Consider the following 16229-nt stretch of genomic DNA (forward strand, 5'->3'; position numbering starts at 1 on the left):
GCTCAGCGCCAGCATGGGCGCCGGTCACGACACGGTCGCCGCCGAACTGGTCCGCCGGGCGCGCGAGCGCGGCGACACCGCCCAGGCCGTCGACGTCCTCGCCCTCCTGCCGTTCGGCCTGGGCACCGTCCTCAGGTGGTTCTACCGGGGGTCGGTACGGCACTTCCCCTGGGCGTACGCCGCCGTGTACCGGCTCTTCCTGCGGCCCGGCCCGGGACGCCGTCCCAGCGGCACGCCCCTGGCCCGGCTCGCCGGGGGCAGACTGTGCGAGCTGGCCGAGCGCACGGGCGCGGACGTCGTCGTGCCCGTCTTCCATCTGGGCGCCCAGCTGACCGGCCACTTGAGGGACCGCGGGCTGCTGCCCGTGCCCACGGTCGTCCTCGTGATCGACTTCGAGGTGCACCGGCAGTGGCTCCATCCCGGCAATGACCGATACCTGTGCCTCACCGAGGACGCGGCACGCGAGGCGCGGGGGAACACCGGCAGGCCGGCCAGGCGGTGCGGTCCCGTCGTGGCACCTGATTTCCTCGCCGGCACCACCGGTGTTCCGGGGGCGGCCGCCTGGCGGGAGATGTTCGGCCGGCTCGGGCCCGGGCGGCCCTCCGTGGTGCTGTCCGCGGGGGCCTGGGGCGTCGGCTCCCGCCTGGACGCCACGGTCCGGCTGCTGACGGACCACGGTTTCCTGCCGGTCGTGCTCTGCGGCGGCAACCAGCGGCTGCGCCGCACCCTGTCCGGCGCACCGGGCGTCCTCGCCCTGGGCTGGGTGACGGACATGCCCGGCCTGCTCCACGCCGCCCGTGCACTGATCGACAACGCGGCCGGGCAGACCGCCGTACAGGCGCTCGCCGCCGGACTGCCGGTCGTGGGCCACCGCCCGATCCCCGGGCACGGTGCCGACGGCGTCCGGCGGATGGCCGCGCTGGGCGTCTCCGAGGTCGCCGAGAACGAGACCGAGCTGCTGGAGGCGGTGCGGCGGCTCACCGCACCGGGCCCGGCCCGGAAGCGGCGGATCGCCGCCGGACGCGCGCTGTTCACCGAGAACGCGGACGCCCTGACCCTGGTGACCGGCTTCGCCGACGGCGCCCGTACGCGTACCCGCCTCCGAGAGCCCGACGCACGACGGTGAGGGTCGGTACGACGCCGAGCGCGCGCCCGTTTTCCCGCCCGCCCCCAGGGCACCCGGCCCGGAGCGGGAACCGGCACAAGGAGGCGACGTCGTGCTGCTCGACGAATTCCTCACCCGGGTTCGCGACCGCAGTGAGTTCCACAGCGACGACGAGGCCGAGCAGGTCACCACGGCCGTCCTGTGGGTGATCGCGTCCCGCGTCACACCTGAGGCGGCCGCCGCGCTGGCCGACGGGCTGCCGGCGCCGCTGGACGAAGCGCTCCGGCTGGAACGCGGGCGCCCCGAGTCCTTCGGCCGTGAGGAGTTCCTCCGGCGGGTGGCCCAGCAGACCGGCGCCCGGCCACGCACCGCCGAATGGGACGCGGGTGCCGTGCTGGCCACCCTCGCCGAGGCCGTGCCCCGCGAACGGGTCGACCAGCTGCTGGCCCACCTGCCCCCGGACTGTGCCGACCTCTTCGGCGGACCGGCACCCCACGGGGAGCACTCCACCGGAGCACCCCACTGAGATCGAGGAGACACCCATGACGGACGTTGAGCAGCGCTACGCCGGCGAGGAGGAAACACCTCTCGCCGGATACGCGGCGCTCGCGACGACCTTCGCGGCGGGCGCCGGTGCGTTCGCGGTCACGGCGTGGCGGCGTGGGGTCCGGCTGCCGGAATCCGTGCCCCCATGGGACGTGGCCCTGCTGGGGACGGCGACGTTCAAGGACTCCCGGCTGCTCACCAAGGACAAGGTCACCAGCTTCCTGCGGGCGCCGTTCACCAGCCGGGAGGGTCAGGGCAACGCCAACGAGGTGATGGACGCCGGGCGCGGCACCGGTCTGCGCCGTGCCGTCGGTGACCTGGTCTCCTGCCCGTTCTGCACCTCGGCCTGGGTGGCCGGTGGACTCGTCGGCACCTACGCCGTCGCGCCCCGGGCGGGGCGGCTGCTGTGCGCGGGCCTGAGCGCGGTCGTGGTGTCGGACTGGCTGCAGTACGCGTGGAGCCTGACGGCGCAGAAGGCCGAGGAGTGAGCGGGGCGGCGGGGGCCGACGAGACCGGGGAGTGACCGGGGCCGACGAGACCTGGGGGAGTGGGCCGGGACAGCCCCGGGGGCGTGGGCGGGGCACCCCCGGCCGGGGCACCCCGGGCGGCGCGGTGGGTCAGTCGCGCTCGGCGCGTTCCGCCCGCTCCGCGCGCTCGGCGTGCAGTTTCTTCACGCGGGCCGCCTCCTTGCGCACGTCGGCCTGCACGGCCTGCTCACGCTCCAGCCACTCCGGGCCTTCCTCCTTCAGCTCCTCGATCTGCTCCGTGGTGAGGGGCTCGGCGACCCCGCCCCGGTGCAGGCCCGCGATGGAGACGCCCAGCTTGGCCGCCACCACCGGTCGCGGGTGCGGCCCGTCGCGCCGCAGCTCGCGCAGCCACGCGGGCGGGTCGGCCTGAAGCGCGTTCAGCTCGGCGCGCGTGACGACGCCCTCCCGGAACTCGGCGGGTGTGGCCTCGAGGTACACACCCAGCTTCTTCGCCGCGGTCGCGGGCTTCATGGTCTGGGTGTTCTGGTGCGACGTCATGCCGTCAAGGGTATCGATCGTGTGAGTGGTCCCCGACCAGGCCCGGTAACCTGGCCGGGTGACTGGCTCGGAAGCTCCCCCCTCGTTCCGGCTCGCGTACGTCCCGGGGGTGACGCCCGACAAGTGGGTGCGCATCTGGAACGAGCGGCTGCCGGACGTCCCCCTTTCCCTCACCCAGGTCCCCGCCGAAAGGGCGGGCGGTGTGCTGCTGGCCGACGAGGCCGACGCCGGGCTGGTGCGGCTGCCCGTCGACCGCACCGTGCTCAGCGCCATCCCCCTCTACACCGAGACCACGGTCGTGCTGATCCCCAGGGACCACCTCGTCACCGCGGCCGACCAGGTGACCCTCGATGACCTCGCCGACGAGATCGTGCTGCACCCCCTGGACGACGTCCTCGGGTGGGACGAGCTGCCGGGCCGACCCGCTCTGGAGCGTCCGGCCACCACCGCGGACGCCGTCGAACTGGTGGCGGCCGGGATCGGTGTGCTGCTCGTGCCCCTGTCGCTGGCCCGGCTGCACCACCGCAAGGACCTCACGTACCGCACGGTCACGGAAGCCCCCGAATCGAGCGTGGCCCTGTCCTGGCCCGAGGACGCGCACACGGACCGCGTCGAGGACTTCATCGGCATCGTCCGGGGCCGCACCGTCAACAGCACCCGGGGCCGGCAGCCCGAGCCGGCGCGCTCGAAGGACGGACGCGCGGAGGCGACCACTCCCGCGCGCCGCACACCGGCAGGCGGCGGCAGGACGGGCGGCGGTAAAACGGGCAGGACGGGCGGTGCAGGTGGTGCGGGCGGGAAGACCGGCGGAAAGCAGACCGGCGCCGCCGCCCGGCGCTCCACCGGTGGCAACCGCCGGGGCGGAAGCACCGGCAAGGGCAAGGGCGGTGGCCGCGGCGGCAGGCCGCGCGCCCGCTGACCCCGCCGGCCGGCGGCCCGTCAGCGCACCGTCGGACTGGGCGTCGGCGCCGACGTGTTGACCTCCAGTCCGGGCGGCGCGGTGAGCGAGAGCACCGGCTCGCCCGGCTGCGGCGCCGGCGGCGTGAGCTGCACCTTGGGCAGGCCGGGCGGGGCGGTCTGCTGGAAGTTGACCTGGTCGAAATTGACCAGCCCGGTCTTCTCCAGCACGGTGATGTGATCGAGGACGGTGTCGTTGGCCTGGTCGGCGAGCTGCCGCACCAGGGAGTTCTTGGTGTTGGCGCGGATCTTGGCGATGGCCGGGAAGATCTGCCCGTGCGTGATCCGCATGATGTTGACCGCGGTCGTGTCGAACTGCTTGCCCCGGGTCCCCTCCACGGTCGACACGAACTGCTGCTGCTGCGGGGACGCCAGGTTGGGCAGGGTGATGCCCAGCTCCGGCGCGATCCTGCGGCAGGTGGCGTCCAGCCGGGAGTGGCCGACGACCAGGTGCTCACCCGCCTCCCTCATCTCCGGTGTCGTCCCCCGCTCCATGGCCATGAGCCCCAGCGGGTGCTCCCACAGCCCCGCGGCACGCACCTTCACCACGAAGTCCCGGTCCTGCTCGGTGAGGGGCCCGTACCGCGTGTTGGTGACGATCCGGGCCTGGTCGCTTCCCGCGTTCTGCACCCCGAGCATGGTCGGGTAGGCGAGTGCGGTGAGAGTGAGGACCAGGGCACCGGCCACGAAGGCGGTCCCTGCCGTGGTGCGCGTGACGCGCATCGTGCCTCCCGGGACGAGGACAGGCTCGGACATCAGGAGGTACGGATGCGGGCGGCGTTCTGATCACCGTTTCGGGCACTTGCTCATTTTGTTTCCCGGCCCCTCGATCCGCATCGGTCGCGCATGGTCGCCGTCGGTCGCCGTCGGCTCAGGAGACGCGCGCCGTCCGCGCCAGCCAGTCGTACGCCGCCCGCGCGGTGAACTCGTCCTGGCCTCCGCGCACCAGCAGCGACGCGGTGGCGAACTCCGGGGCGTCGGCCTGGTCCGCGACGTAAGGGATCGCGATGCAGCGCATCCCGGCCGCGTGCGCGGCGGCGGCGCCGGGAGCGGCGTCCTCCAGGACCACGCAGCGGGCCGGTTCCGCCCCGAGCCGGCGGGCCGCCTCCAGGAACACGTCGGGGGCGGGCTTGCCCCGCGCGACCTCGTCGGCCGAGACGACCGTGTGCAGGTGGGCGTCCAGGCCGGTGCGGGCGAGGATCGTCCCGATCGCCTCGGGCGACGAACCCGAGGCCACCGCCATCGGTACGCCCTCGTCCGCCAGCAGCTCGACGAACGTCCGCATCTCGGGGTACGCGCGGGCCGAGGCGCGGGCGAGCGCCAGGTAGTGGCGGTTCTTGACGGCGAGCAGTTCCCCGACCGTGGCCCGCAGTCCGTACCGCCGCTGCCAGTCGGCGACCGTCTCCCGGGTGCTGATGCCCACGTACGCCTCGTGGTCGGCCCAGGTGAAGTCCGGGACGCCGTACTCGGTGAGGGTCCTGCGGCCCGCCTCGTAGTAGTTCGGCTCGCTGTCCACGAGGGTTCCGTCGAGATCGAAGACGACCGAGATGTCGCCGAGTGCGCCCAGGGTGCTCATGACGTCCAGGATGCCAAGGATCACCTGCGGGCCGAGCGCCCGATCGACTCCACGAGCGGGAGCAGCCGGTGCGGCACCCGCTCGCGCAACGCCACCTCGCTGCGGGTGCGGACCACACCGGGCAGGCTGATCAGCTTCTGCACCACGTCCTCCAGGTGTGCGTTGTCGCGCGCCACGACGCGGGTCAGCAGGTCCCCGCCGCCCGTGATCGAAAAGGCCTCGACGATCTCCGGCACCGCCGCCAGCGCCTCGCCCACCTCGTCCAGATGCCCCTGGGTGACCTCGATGTGCACGAAGGCGAGCACCGGGTGGCCCAGGGCGGCGGGGGAGAGGGACGGAGCGGTACCGGTGATCACGCCGTCCCGCTCCAGACGGTCCAGCCGTGCCTGGAGGGTGCCGCGGGCGATCCCCAGGAGGCGGGCGTACTCGCGCACGCTGGTGCGCGGCTGCTCGAGCAGCAGCCGCAGGATGCGGGTGTCCAGCTCGTCGACGGCCATCGCGGACCCCGTCCCCTCTCGTCGGCCATTGGCTTACCGATGGCCGTGGTCATGTCGTGATCACAGTACCAATGGCCTACTCAAGCACGAGCCTGTTGAGCCACTGGTGGAGAAGATGCTCCTATAGACGTGTCGATGGCGCTGCGGACCCCGCGGCGCCTTTTGCATGCGGTGACTTCCGGGCCAGTGGGCGTGTATGAGCGAGGGGGCGGTAATCAGTGCTGAAGAAGGTGTTCGTGAGCCCGGACCCGGGACGGTCCCGGCTGCGGTTCGCCGCCCGGGCCGTCCTCGGCATCGGGCTGGCCGTGGTGGTGTGCGGGCTGGCCGGTACCTCCCTGGTCGGCGCGATCATCGGCGGCCTCGCCGCCCTGCTCGCGCTGTTCACCGTCACCGACGCCACCGTGCGCGGCCAGGCCGTCACCACCGCGCTGCTGCCGGTCGCCGGGCTGCCCGTGCTCACCGCCGCCGCCGCGCTGCACGACCTGCCCGTGGCCCGTGACCTCACCTTCCTCGCCGTCGTCGGCGCCGGCGTGTACGCGCGCCGCTGGGGCCCGCGCGGGCACAGCCTCGGCGTGTTCGCCTTCATGACCTTCTTCATCGCCCAGTTCCTGCACGCGACCGCGGACCGGCTGCCCGAGATGTACACCGCCGTCCTGCTGTCCGTGGCCGCCGCGGCGGCGGTCCGCTTCGGCCTGTGGTGCTACGAGCGCCGCCAGCCCGCGCCCGCCGTCCCCGCGCCGCCCGCAGGCACCGGCCTGGCCCGCATCACCACCCGGCAGGCCGTGCAGGCCGCCGCGGGCGCCGGCTTCGCCCTGGTCGTGGGCCAGCTGGTGTCCGGCGACCGCTGGTACTGGGCCGTCGGCGCCACCTGGTGGGTGTTCGTCAACACCACCTCGCGCGGCGAGACACTGGTCCGCGGATTCCGCCGGGTCCTCGGCACGGTCGTCGGCATCGGCCTGGGCTTCCTGGTCGCCGTGCCCGTGGCCGGATCCCCGGTGCCCACCGCGGTGCTCGCCGCCGCCTGCGTCTTCGGCATCTTCTACACCGCGGCGGTCTCCTACACCTGGATGATGCTCTGCGTGACCCTGCTCGCCGAGCTGCTCTACGGCCTTCTGGGCGTCCTCAGCCCCGGCCTGCTCGCCCTGCGGTTCGCCGAGACCGGTGTGGGCGCGCTCGGCGCCGCGCTCGCCGTGCTCTTCGTCCTGCCCGTCACCACGCACGCCGTCACCGACGCCTGGATCCAGCGCGCCCTGCGCTGCGTGCACGCCTGCACCGCCGAGGCCGCCGCCCGCCTCGCCGGTACGCAGGGCGCCGACCCGGCGCCGCGCGTGGCGGAACTGGAGCAGCTGCTCGGCCGGGTACGGCTGTCGGTCGCCCCGCTCGTGCACCCGCTGAGCCCCATGCACGGCCGCAGAGGGCGGGCCCGCCGGGTCCTCGACCTGCTCGACGACTGCGCCCGGGAGATCCGCGGCCTCGTCGCCGTCGCCGCCGACCCCGAGGCCTCGCACGACGCCCGGCTGGCCGCGGCCTGTTGGCGTGTCGAAGCCGCGGTCGAGGCCCTCACCGGCGGGGGCGCGGTCCCCGCCCGCGCGGGCGGACCGCGCGCCGCCGAACCCGCGTTGGCCCACCTCCACGACCTGGAACACGCCCTCGCCGAACTCGCCGCGCCGCTGCGCAGCCCCTCCGGTTCACGCCTGGCCGGGGCCTGACCCCTCGCACCCGCGACACCCGTTTGGTCTAGACCGCAGGTGATCGACTGCTACCGTCGCTCCCGGGCGGACGTCCGTGCCGACGACGAGGCCGGCACTCGACGCGACGCAGGACGAAGCGGGCAGACGAAGCGGGACGAGAGGGACAGCGGTGGCGGACGGCGGCAGGCGGCAGCGACGGGCATACATCGGTTCGTTCACGGCGGCCGGCGGCCCCGGGATCCTGACGGCGACCGTCGCCCCCGACAGCGGCGCCCTCACGGTCGTGAGCGGCACGGACGGTCTGGCCGACCCCTCCTACCTGGCCCTGGCGCCCGACGGCGCCACGCTCTACGCCGTCAGCGAGACCGCCGAGGGCGCGGTGGCCGCCTATCGCGTGAGCGGGGACAGGCCCGAGCCCGCCGGCCGGCCGGTGCCCGTCGAGGGCGACGGACCGACCCACCTGAGCCTGTACGCCGGGCACCTGCTGACCGCCAACTACGGCTCCGGCACCGTCACCGCAGTGCCGGTCCGTGCCGACGGCACCCTCGCCCGGTCCGCGTCCGGCGTCCTGCGGCACACCGGCTCAGGCCCGCACGCCCAGCGGCAGCAGGGCCCGCACGCCCACCAGGTGCGGCCCGATCCCAGCGGTCGGTGGGCCGTCAGCGTGGACCTCGGCTCCGACTCGGTGCGGGTCTGCACCCTCACCGACGGCGTTCCCGCCGTGCACCGGGAGATCGCGCTGCGCCCGGGGTCGGGGCCGCGCCACCTGGCCTTCCACCCGGACGGCTCCCACGCCTACGTCGTCAACGAACTGGCGCCCACCGTCACCGTCTGCCACTGGGACGCCGCCGACGGCACCCTCAAACCCCTCGTCGAGGTGCCGGTGCTGCCGGGGGCACCGGCGGGCGACGCCTACCCGTCCGGCATCGCCGTCTCGCCCGACGGCCGCTTCGTGTGGACCGCGACCCGCGGCGAGGACGTCCTGTCCGTGCTCGCCGTGGAGCCGGACGGACTGCGGCTGTCCGCCACCGTGCCCTGCGGCGGGCACTGGCCCCGCGACATCACCGTGTCGGAGGGTTTCCTGTACGCGGCCAACGAACGCTCCGGCGACGTGACCTGGTTCGCCCTGGACCCGGCCACCGGCGTCCCCCGCCGCACGGGTTCCCTGGCAGTCCCGGCAGCCTCCTGCGTCCTCTTCGCCCCCGCATAGCCGCGGGCAGTCGTGCCGCTGGGGCGGCACGGGTGGGCGCAGCGGCACCCCGTAGCGCCGGGCGCGCGCCCCTCCCCGCCCCGCACGGAGGCAGGGCGCGCTCCTGACCGGCGGCCCCGCAACGCCGAAGGGGCCCGCTCCTCACCCGGAGCGGGCCCCTTCAGACACACCTAGACGCGCACACGACCCGTCACTGGACCGGCGCCCCCTGCGCCTGCTGCGGCGAGATCCCGAGCGCCGTCGTGTACTTGGCCAGCGCCAGCTTCCCGATCGCCGGGTACGGACCGAGCGGCTCCGCCGTGGAGCAGCCCGCCTCCTTGGCCGCCTCCTCCAGCACGGACGCCTCGATCTCCGGACCGATCAGATACGGCGCGAGCGCCAGCTGCTGGGACCCCGAGGAGCGCAGCTGTTCGGCCACGGAAGCGATCGAGCCCTCCTCGTCCAGCGCCGCCGCGATCACCGGCACGGCGAGACGCGCGGCGAGCAGCATGCCGGTGATCCCGGCCGCCTGAACGGCCTCGTCACCGCCGACGGAGGCGAGGATGATGCCGTCCGCGGCGGTCGCCACGGTGAACAGGCGGGCACGGTCGGCGCGGGCGAGACCGGCCTCGGACAGCCGCACGTGCAGCGCCTCGGCCAGCAGCGGGTGCGGTCCGAGCACGTCGGTCAGCTCGGCCGCGATCTTGCTGTCCATGACCGCCTGCCGGATCCGGCGCAGCAGCGCGTTGTCCGGCCCGGCCAGCAGCGGCACGACGACCGCCACGGGGCCCTCGGGCTCCTTCACGTCCAGGCCGGCGGCGCGGGCCTGCTCGAAGCGGGCGGTGCGCTCCTCGGCGGCCCGGACGAGCACGGCGGACAGGGAGGGGAACTCGGCGTCGTCGTCACCGTCGAGGTGGCCGATCCGGGCGTCGAGCCCGGGCAGCTCGGAACGGGCGATGCTGATGACCTCGTCGGCGAGGCCACGGGTGGCGCTGCTGGGCGTCCCCGGCACCGCGAGGACAAGCGCCGGCGCGCCCTCGGGAGCCACCAGGGGTTCGGGACGGCGGTGCCGTCCGGGCTGGCGGGGGCGCGGCATTCGTACTGGCAGGCCGGACGCGGGCCCAGTGGGGGAGCTCATGGCGCCGCATGTTACTGGTTTCCGGGGTTTCCCTGTTCGGGGAGGGTGCAGGTGAGCGGTATCCGTCCGGTTTTGTCTGATGAGTGATGTACGGATCGGCCGACATCGGCACGATTCACCTCCCCGGCCGACCACTTCTCAGCCGCCCGGCGCACTCGTCACCCACAGCATTCTGTCGTCACCCGGAAGCGTGAACGAGCCGGCCGCCAGATCGGCCGCGATCCGGACCGCGCCGTCCAGCGGATCACCCTCCGCGGTCGTCCGCCGCGCCTGCGGCAGCCGCTTCGCCAGCTCTTCCCCCAGCGGCACGAGGAGCGGATCACCCACCCGCAGCAGACCGCCGGTGACCGCGACCCATGGCTCACCGCCGGCCGGGCAGACCGCGGCGGCCGAGTCGGCCATGTGCCGGGCGGCGGCCCGCAGGATGCCCGCGGCGACCGGGTCCCAGGCCGCGCAGGCGGCCACCTCGGGCGCGAAGGAGGCGAGGACGGCGGGACGGTCGGAGCGCGGATACACCTGCCCGGGCAGCCCCGCCGCCGGACCGAAACACGCCTCCGCCCGGGCCAGCAGCCGCGCGGAACCGCCCTCTCGCCCGTCATGGGCGCGCAGCGCCGCCTCGAGACCGGCCCGCCCGATCCAGGCGCCGCTGCCGCAGTCGCCCAGCAGATGTCCCCAGCCGTCCGCCCGGTGCCAGCGGGACAGATCGGTGCCGACGGCGATCAGGCCGGTACCGGCGGCCACGACCGCCCCGGCCCGCGGACCCAGGGCGCCCACGTACGCGGTCACGGCGTCGGCGGCCAGCGCGACCGTCCGTACGCCCAGCTCCCGGGCCAGCGCGCCCGGCAGTTCGGCGCGCAGGGCATCGCCCAGCGTGGCCAGCCCGGCGGCACCCACGACGACGGTGCCGAGCCGGGCGACCCCCGTCTCCTCGGTCAAGGCCCCGGCCATGGGCAGAAGTTGCCCCAGGAGGTGATCGGGGTCGATCCCGCGCGGGCCGGTGCGGACCGGTTCCCGCGAGGCACGCCGGCCGAGCGGAACGGGCCCGTCGCCACCGGCGGTGCCGACGACGGCGCGCAGCCCCGAACCCCCGGAGTCCACGGCCAGGAAGCCGGCGCCGGTCACGGCAGACGCCAGTCGACCGGCTGACCTCCCAGACGCACCAGCAGGTCGTTGGCCCGGCTGAACGGACGTGAACCGAAGAAGCCCCGGTCGGCCGACATCGGGGAGGGGTGTGCGGACTCCAGGGCCGGCAGGTCGCCGAGCAGCGGCCGAAGATTGCGGGCGTCGCGGCCCCAGAGGATGGACACCATCGGCTTGCCGCGGGCCGCGAGCGCGCGTATCGCCTGCTCGGTGACCTCTTCCCAGCCCTTGCCGCGGTGCGCCGCGGGCTTGCGCGGGGCCGTGGTGAGCGCCCTGTTGAGCAGGAGCACGCCCTGCTGCGTCCAGGGTGTCAGGTCCCCGTTGGAGGGCTGAGGGAGGTTCAGGTCGGCGTTCAGCTCGCGGAAGATGTTGACCAGGCTGCCGGGCAGCGGGCGTACCTCGGGCGCGACGGAGAACGACAGTCCGACGGCGTGTCCCGGTGTGGGGTAGGGATCCTGACCGACGATCAGGACCCGTACGTCGTCGAAGGGCTGCTGGAAGGCCCGCAGGACGTTCGCCCCGGCCGGGAGGTAGGTGCGTCCGGCGGCGATCTCCGCGCGCAGGAACTCACCCATCGAGGTGATCCGTCCGGCGACGGGTTCCAGGGCTTTCGCCCAGCCCGCTTCGACGATTTCATTCAAGGGTCGTGGTGCCACGGGCGTCACCCTACTGCCGTACGGGTGACGCCGATCAACCGGTGGCCAAGGCCGGTCCCCCCGGTCCGGTTCACGCGACGACCGCGGCCCGCACGCACAGCACGTCCGGCAGGTGGGAGGCCAACTGCCGCCAGCTGTCGCCGTGGTCGGCCGACGCGAACACCTCGCCGTTGCGGTTGCCGAAGTAGACGCCCGCCTGCTCCGCGTCGTCGGTGGACAGCGCGTCGCGCAGCACCGTGCCGTAGTGGTCCTCCTGGGGCAGGCCGGCCGAGAGCGGCTCCCAGCTCTTGCCCGCGTCCGCGGTACGGAAGACCCGGCACCGGTGGTCCGCCGGGACCCGGTCGGCGTCGGCGTTGATCGGGAAGACATATGCCGTGTCGCCGCGGTGCGGGTGGGCGGCCACCGCGAAACCGAACGTGGAGGGCAGGCCCTCGCCGATGTCCGTCCAGTGCGTGCCCGCGTCGTCGCTGCGGTACACCCCCCAGTGGTTCTGGAGATACAGGCGGTCCGGGGTGGCCGCGTCCCGCGCGACCTTGTGCACGCACTGGCCGAACTCCGGGTCGGGGTCCGGCAGGAAGACGGCGGAGACACCGGAGTTCGACGGCTCCCAGCTCGCGCCGCCGTCGGTGGTGCGGAACACGCCCGCGGTCGAGACGGCGACCGTCACCGACTCGGGGTCGCGCCGGTCGGTGAGGACGGTGTGCAGCCCCTCACCGCCACCGCCCGGCACCCACTGCGACCGTGTGGGGTGCTCCCACAGCGGGCGGACCAGCTCGAAGCTCTCGCCGCGGTCCTCCGAGCGGTACAGCGCGGCCGGCTCCGTGCCCGCGTACACCACGTCCGGTTCGGCGGCCGCCGGGTGCAGCTGCCACACCCGCTCCAGTGAGGCGCCGGTCTCCTTGGGGAACCTGACGGCAGGCGCGGCCGGTTCGGTCCAGGTCCGGCCGAGGTCGTCGGAGTGGAAGACCGACGGTCCCCAGTGTGCGCTGTCGCCACCGGCCAGCAGCCGAGGGGTGTCGCCGCGGGTGTCGAGGGCGACCGAGTAGACCGCCTGCGCGTTGAAGTGGGGACTCTCGTCGAACTCCCAGGTGCCACCCCGCCGGCGCCCGATGAACAGGCCCTTGCGGGTGCCCACGGCGAGCAGTACCTCGGTCATGCCGATCACCTCCGCGGCGTCCTCGTCGACGCCTTCGTCTCGGACACGGGCCAGTCTGCACCCAGCCACTGACACTCACCCCTGGACAGGACGTCGCCCCAGGTCAGTACGGTGGTGTCGGTTCCGCGGAGGTGTCTTCGCGCCGCCCCGCTCAGCCCTTGCGCGGCAGCGCCCGTGCCAGGATCCCGTCCAGGTCGGCCGTGTCCGGCAGCGTGCCGAAGGCGTGCCCCCAGTCGCCGCCGAGCCGGGTCGCGCAGAAGGCGTCGGCGACGGCGGACGGGGCGTGCCGGACCAGGAGGGAGGCCTGGAGGGTGAGGGCCATCAGCTCCACCAGCCGGCGGGCACCGGTCTCGGACGCCTCGCCGAGCCCCGCCTCCAGCCGGGCCACCGCGGCGTCCAGCCGGGCGTCCGCCCCGCGCGCGAGGGCGAGTTCCTCGAAGAGTGCGTGTGCGGAGGCGGGGGAGCGGCCGAGTGCCCGCAGCACGTCGAGGGCGTTGACGTTCCCCGAGCCCTCCCAGATCGACAGCAGCGGCGCCTCGCGGTAGTGGCGGGGCATGCCAGACTCCTCCACATAGCCGTTGCCGCCCAGGCACTCCAGGGCCTCCGCGGTGAACGCGGGCCCGCGCTTGGTCACCCAGTACTTGCCGACGGCGGTGGCGATCCGCCGGAACGCCGCCTCCCCGGCGTCCCCGCGCACCGCACGGTCGGCCGCGCCGGCCAGCCGCAGGGTGAGCGTCGTCGCGGCCTCGGACTCCAGCGCGAGGTCGGCCAGGACGTTGCGCATCAGCGGCTGGTCGACCAGCCGGGCGCCGAACGCGCTGCGGTGTCGTGCGTGATGACCGGCCTCGACGAGGGTCTTGCGCATGAGCGTCGCCGAGGACATCACGCAGTCCAGCCGGGTGCAGTTGACCATCTCGATGATCGTCTTGACGCCCTGCCCCTCGGACCCGACCAGCCAGGCCACCGTCCCGTCGAACTCGGGCTCCGAGGAGGCGTTGGACCGGTTGCCGAGCTTGTCCTTCAGCCGCTGGATGCGGAAGGTGTTGCGGGTGCCGTCGGGCAGCACGCGGGGCACCAGGAAGCACGACAGGCCGCCGGGCGCCTGGGCCAGCACCAGGAACACGTCGCACATGGGCGCCGACGTGAACCACTTGTGCCCGCGCAGCGTGTACACGCCGGGCTCGGCGGTCGCGGCGGCCGCCGTGGTGTTCGTCCGGACGTCCGAGCCGCCCTGCTTCTCGGTCATTCCCATGCCGGCCAGCAGACCGCGCTTGTCCGTCGGCGTCCGCAGCCCCGGTTCGTACTCCCGTGAGGTCAGCAGCGGCTCGTAGACCTTCGCCAGCTCGGGCTGGGCCCGCAGGGCCGGGACGGCCGCGTACGTCATCGACGTCGGACACCCGTGCCCCGCCTCGGTGTGGCCCCAGACCAGTCCGCCGGCGGTCCGCGCCACGTGGGCGCCCGGCCGGTCGTCGGCCCACGCAGCCCCGGCCAGACCCTCCCCGACCGCCACCCGCATCAGGTGGTGCCAGCTCGGGTGGTACTCGACCTCGTCGACGCGGTTGCCGTACCGGTCGTGCGTGCGCAGCACGGGCTCGTGGCGGTTCGCGAGGTCGCCCCACTCCTGCGCCTCGGCGCTCCCCGCCCGCCGGCCCAGCCGCCGCAGGTCCTCCTCGGCCCACCCGGCGCCCTCCCGCCGTACGCCCTCCAGCAGGGCGGTGTCGCCGGACGCGTCGTAGGGGGCCAGGGGAGGGGGCTGATTGGTGACGTCGTGTGTCGCGTACCCCTCCGGACCGTCCCAGGGCTCCTCGGACGGTTCGTACGACTCGTCCGGCGGCTCATGCGCGAGTGTCGACATGACATGAGTGTTGCACTATTTCTGCGACCGCAGCAAGAGTGCAACGCGGTGGGCGCACGTACAGTACGTGCCCATGTGGACGAACGACACCGGCGCACGCGGATGAGCGGTTCCGATCTCCCCGGCGGGCTCAGGCTGCGCCCGCTGTCCGCGCGGTCGGTGGTCCTGAGCCTGCTGCTCGGCACCCACCCGCCGGAGCTGCCGGGGCGCGAGCTGGTGCGGCTCGTCGAAGGATTCGACGTCGGCGCCTCCACCGCGCGGGCGGCGCTCAGCAGGATGGCCGCCGCCGGGGACCTGCGGCGCACGGAGACCGGCTACCGGCTCAGCGAGCGGCTGCTGGAGCGGCAGCGGCGCCAGGACGAGGCCCTGCGACCGCATACGCGCGCGTGGGACGGCGACTGGGAGACGCTCGTGATCACCGCCACGGGGCGCGGCCCCGCCGCCCGTGCCGAACTGCGCACCCGGCTGACCGCCCTGCGCCTGGCCGAGCTCCGCGAGGGCGTCTGGCTGCGTCCCGCCAACCTCGACCGTCCCCTGCCCGCCGCTCTCGACCGGGTCGCCGAGCGGCTCGTCTCGCGCCCCGGGGCCCCGGCCCCCGCGCTGGCCGCGCGCCTGTGGCCGCTGGGTGACTGGGCGGACACGGCGCGGGCGCTGCTCGCCCACGTCGGCGGGGCCCGGCGCCCGGCCGACCGCCTCACCGCCTTCGCGGCCGTCGTGCGGCACCTGCTCGCGGATCCGGTGCTGCCCGCGGAGCTGCTCCCGGCCGACTGGCCGGGGGCTGCCCTGCGGGAGGCCTACGCGCACTACCAGCGGGAGCAGTCCGGACAGGTCCGGGCGCACGGCGCCCGGACCTGACGCGTCACTTGTAGGTGATGTCGGACGAGGAGTACTTGCAGTACGTGCCGTCGGCGCCCGAACCGTTCGAGTCCGGCTCGTCGCCGTCGTCGTTGCCGATGTACTTCTGGCACGGCACGATCTTCTTGCTGCCGTCCCCGACGATCGTGATGCCGCGCAGGGTCGCGCTGTCGCCGTAGTTGGTGTTGATGCCGGCGATCCGGCCGCCCTTCCAGTTCACCTCGATGCCGCTGAGGTTGATCGTCCGCCTGTACTGCGTCGAGCAGTTGCCGCAGGACCGGACGAAGGTGCCGAAGTTCTTGACGGCGAAGCCGGAGATGTTCAGCGTGCCGGCGCCGTTGAACTGGAACACCTTGTCGTCGGCCTCCTTGGCGCCGCCGCCGGAGACCGTGTAGACGTTCGACGACGAGGAGCCGCGGAAGGTCGCCGCGTCCTCGCCGACGTCCTCCCACCAGACGTTCTGGAGCGTGCAACTGCCCTTGCAGTGGACGCCGTCCGCCGCCGGGGCGCCGATGATCACGTTCTTGAGGACGGCGCCGGGGGCCAGCTCCAGGATCGGGCCCTGGTCCTCGTCCTGGCCGCCGGAGCCCAGGTCGCCGGTGCCGTACAGGCGCTTCATCCCGTAGTCCTTGGTGCCGGAGACCGGGATGGTGGAGGAGACGCCCTCGCTGCCGTTGGGGGTCGGCCAGGTGGCGGCCTGCGCCGGGGAGGCCCCGGAGGTCATGAGCATGCCAACCGAGAGCCCGAGCGCGCCCAGTGCGCCGGTCACCGCGCGGCGTGCGCGCGGCCGTGTCACAGGGGTCATGTTCTGATCCCTTCCATAGGGAGTGGGGGTGGAACGGA

17 protein-coding genes are annotated in these 16229 nt (G+C 74.1%); 7 read left to right on the forward strand and 10 right to left on the reverse strand.

The window, feature by feature from the left end; genetic code table 11:
* The first annotated feature begins 13 nt into the window (after positions 1–13).
* The 3 genes from ACIQFU_RS15355 to ACIQFU_RS15365 all read left to right on the forward strand — a co-directional run bounded on the left by ACIQFU_RS15355 (position 14) and on the right by ACIQFU_RS15365 (position 2139).
* Positions 14–1126, forward strand: coding sequence for a galactosyldiacylglycerol synthase (locus ACIQFU_RS15355; protein WP_402551928.1), 1113 nt, complete (start codon positions 14–16; stop codon positions 1124–1126).
* 91 nt (positions 1127–1217) lie between these two features.
* Positions 1218–1631 (forward strand): DUF2267 domain-containing protein, encoded by a 414-nt coding sequence (locus ACIQFU_RS15360; protein ID WP_402551750.1) that lies wholly within the window; start codon positions 1218–1220, stop codon positions 1629–1631.
* Between the two features lie 16 nt (positions 1632–1647).
* The gene (locus ACIQFU_RS15365; RefSeq protein WP_402551752.1) at positions 1648–2139 is read left to right on the forward strand and encodes a DUF1360 domain-containing protein; all 492 of its coding nucleotides are present in this window, start codon (positions 1648–1650) and stop codon (positions 2137–2139) included.
* A 129-nt stretch (positions 2140–2268) separates the two neighbouring features.
* Here ACIQFU_RS15365 and ACIQFU_RS15370 read toward each other — a convergent pair whose 3' ends face one another.
* Complete coding sequence (locus ACIQFU_RS15370) at positions 2269–2676, reverse strand: DUF5997 family protein (RefSeq protein ID WP_402551753.1); 408 nt, start codon at positions 2674–2676, stop codon at positions 2269–2271.
* A gap of 58 nt (positions 2677–2734) precedes the next feature.
* Here ACIQFU_RS15370 and ACIQFU_RS15375 point away from each other — a divergent pair, with 58 nt between their 5' ends.
* On the forward strand, positions 2735–3595 hold the full coding sequence (locus tag ACIQFU_RS15375; protein ID WP_402551755.1) for a LysR substrate-binding domain-containing protein: 861 nt from the start codon (positions 2735–2737) through the stop codon (positions 3593–3595).
* Positions 3596–3615: 20 nt separating this feature from the next.
* Here ACIQFU_RS15375 and ACIQFU_RS15380 read toward each other — a convergent pair whose 3' ends face one another.
* The 3 genes from ACIQFU_RS15380 to ACIQFU_RS15390 form a co-directional block, all read right to left on the reverse strand.
* Positions 3616–4356 (reverse strand): DUF4142 domain-containing protein, encoded by a 741-nt coding sequence (locus ACIQFU_RS15380; protein ID WP_402551757.1) that lies wholly within the window; start codon positions 4354–4356, stop codon positions 3616–3618.
* Between the two features lie 148 nt (positions 4357–4504).
* The gene (locus tag ACIQFU_RS15385) at positions 4505–5209 is read right to left on the reverse strand and encodes an HAD family hydrolase (protein ID WP_402551759.1); all 705 of its coding nucleotides are present in this window, start codon (positions 5207–5209) and stop codon (positions 4505–4507) included.
* A gap of 20 nt (positions 5210–5229) precedes the next feature.
* Complete coding sequence (locus tag ACIQFU_RS15390; protein WP_003977712.1) at positions 5230–5706, reverse strand: Lrp/AsnC family transcriptional regulator; 477 nt, start codon at positions 5704–5706, stop codon at positions 5230–5232.
* Positions 5707–5924: 218 nt separating this feature from the next.
* Here ACIQFU_RS15390 and ACIQFU_RS15395 point away from each other — a divergent pair, with 218 nt between their 5' ends.
* Positions 5925–7415, forward strand: coding sequence for an FUSC family protein (locus ACIQFU_RS15395; RefSeq protein ID WP_402551760.1), 1491 nt, complete (start codon positions 5925–5927; stop codon positions 7413–7415).
* 151 nt (positions 7416–7566) lie between these two features.
* On the forward strand, positions 7567–8607 hold the full coding sequence (locus ACIQFU_RS15400) for a lactonase family protein (RefSeq protein WP_402551762.1): 1041 nt from the start codon (positions 7567–7569) through the stop codon (positions 8605–8607).
* Positions 8608–8797: 190 nt separating this feature from the next.
* Here ACIQFU_RS15400 and ACIQFU_RS15405 read toward each other — a convergent pair whose 3' ends face one another.
* The 5 genes from ACIQFU_RS15405 to ACIQFU_RS15425 form a co-directional block, all read right to left on the reverse strand.
* Complete coding sequence (locus ACIQFU_RS15405; protein ID WP_402551764.1) at positions 8798–9724, reverse strand: sirohydrochlorin chelatase; 927 nt, start codon at positions 9722–9724, stop codon at positions 8798–8800.
* Positions 9725–9862: 138 nt separating this feature from the next.
* Entirely contained in the window at positions 9863–10846 is a 984-nt protein-coding gene (locus ACIQFU_RS15410) for an N-acetylglucosamine kinase (protein WP_402551766.1), read from the reverse strand.
* Entirely contained in the window at positions 10843–11520 is a 678-nt protein-coding gene (locus tag ACIQFU_RS15415; protein WP_402551768.1) for a uracil-DNA glycosylase, read from the reverse strand. Before ACIQFU_RS15415 ends, ACIQFU_RS15410 begins: the two co-directional genes overlap by 4 nt.
* A gap of 70 nt (positions 11521–11590) precedes the next feature.
* A complete protein-coding gene (locus ACIQFU_RS15420; protein ID WP_402551769.1) occupies positions 11591–12745 on the reverse strand; it encodes a WD40/YVTN/BNR-like repeat-containing protein in 1155 nt (384 codons plus the stop codon).
* Positions 12746–12827: 82 nt separating this feature from the next.
* A complete protein-coding gene (locus ACIQFU_RS15425) occupies positions 12828–14531 on the reverse strand; it encodes a DNA alkylation response protein (protein WP_402551771.1) in 1704 nt (567 codons plus the stop codon).
* A gap of 102 nt (positions 14532–14633) precedes the next feature.
* On the opposite strand from ACIQFU_RS15425, the gene ACIQFU_RS15430 reads away from it, so the two are divergent.
* Complete coding sequence (locus ACIQFU_RS15430; RefSeq protein ID WP_402551930.1) at positions 14634–15386, forward strand: PaaX family transcriptional regulator C-terminal domain-containing protein; 753 nt, start codon at positions 14634–14636, stop codon at positions 15384–15386.
* 4 nt (positions 15387–15390) lie between these two features.
* Here the strand turns inward: ACIQFU_RS15430 and ACIQFU_RS15435 are convergent, their stop codons facing one another.
* Positions 15391–16191, reverse strand: coding sequence for a pectate lyase (locus tag ACIQFU_RS15435; RefSeq protein WP_402551773.1), 801 nt, complete (start codon positions 16189–16191; stop codon positions 15391–15393).
* Between the last annotated feature and the right edge of the window lie 38 nt (positions 16192–16229).

The sequence above is a fragment of the Streptomyces sp. NPDC093065 genome (assembly GCF_044754585.1).
GTDB lineage: Bacteria > Actinomycetota > Actinomycetes > Streptomycetales > Streptomycetaceae > Streptomyces.

Coding starts and splice junctions, on each gene's coding strand:
- ACIQFU_RS15355 (WP_402551928.1), top strand. CDS start 14: ATGGGCGCCGGTCACGACACGGTCGCCGCCGAACTGGTCCGCCGGGCG.
- ACIQFU_RS15365 (WP_402551752.1), top strand. CDS start 1,648: ATGACGGACGTTGAGCAGCGCTACGCCGGCGAGGAGGAAACACCTCTC.
- ACIQFU_RS15370 (WP_402551753.1), bottom strand. CDS start 2,676: ATGACGTCGCACCAGAACACCCAGACCATGAAGCCCGCGACCGCGGCG.
- ACIQFU_RS15380 (WP_402551757.1), bottom strand. CDS start 4,356: ATGCGCGTCACGCGCACCACGGCAGGGACCGCCTTCGTGGCCGGTGCC.
- ACIQFU_RS15385 (WP_402551759.1), bottom strand. CDS start 5,209: ATGAGCACCCTGGGCGCACTCGGCGACATCTCGGTCGTCTTCGATCTC.
- ACIQFU_RS15390 (WP_003977712.1), bottom strand. CDS start 5,706: ATGGCCGTCGACGAGCTGGACACCCGCATCCTGCGGCTGCTGCTCGAG.
- ACIQFU_RS15405 (WP_402551764.1), bottom strand. CDS start 9,724: ATGAGCTCCCCCACTGGGCCCGCGTCCGGCCTGCCAGTACGAATGCCG.
- ACIQFU_RS15425 (WP_402551771.1), bottom strand. CDS start 14,531: ATGTCGACACTCGCGCATGAGCCGCCGGACGAGTCGTACGAACCGTCC.
- ACIQFU_RS15430 (WP_402551930.1), top strand. CDS start 14,634: ATGAGCGGTTCCGATCTCCCCGGCGGGCTCAGGCTGCGCCCGCTGTCC.
- ACIQFU_RS15435 (WP_402551773.1), bottom strand. CDS start 16,191: ATGACCCCTGTGACACGGCCGCGCGCACGCCGCGCGGTGACCGGCGCA.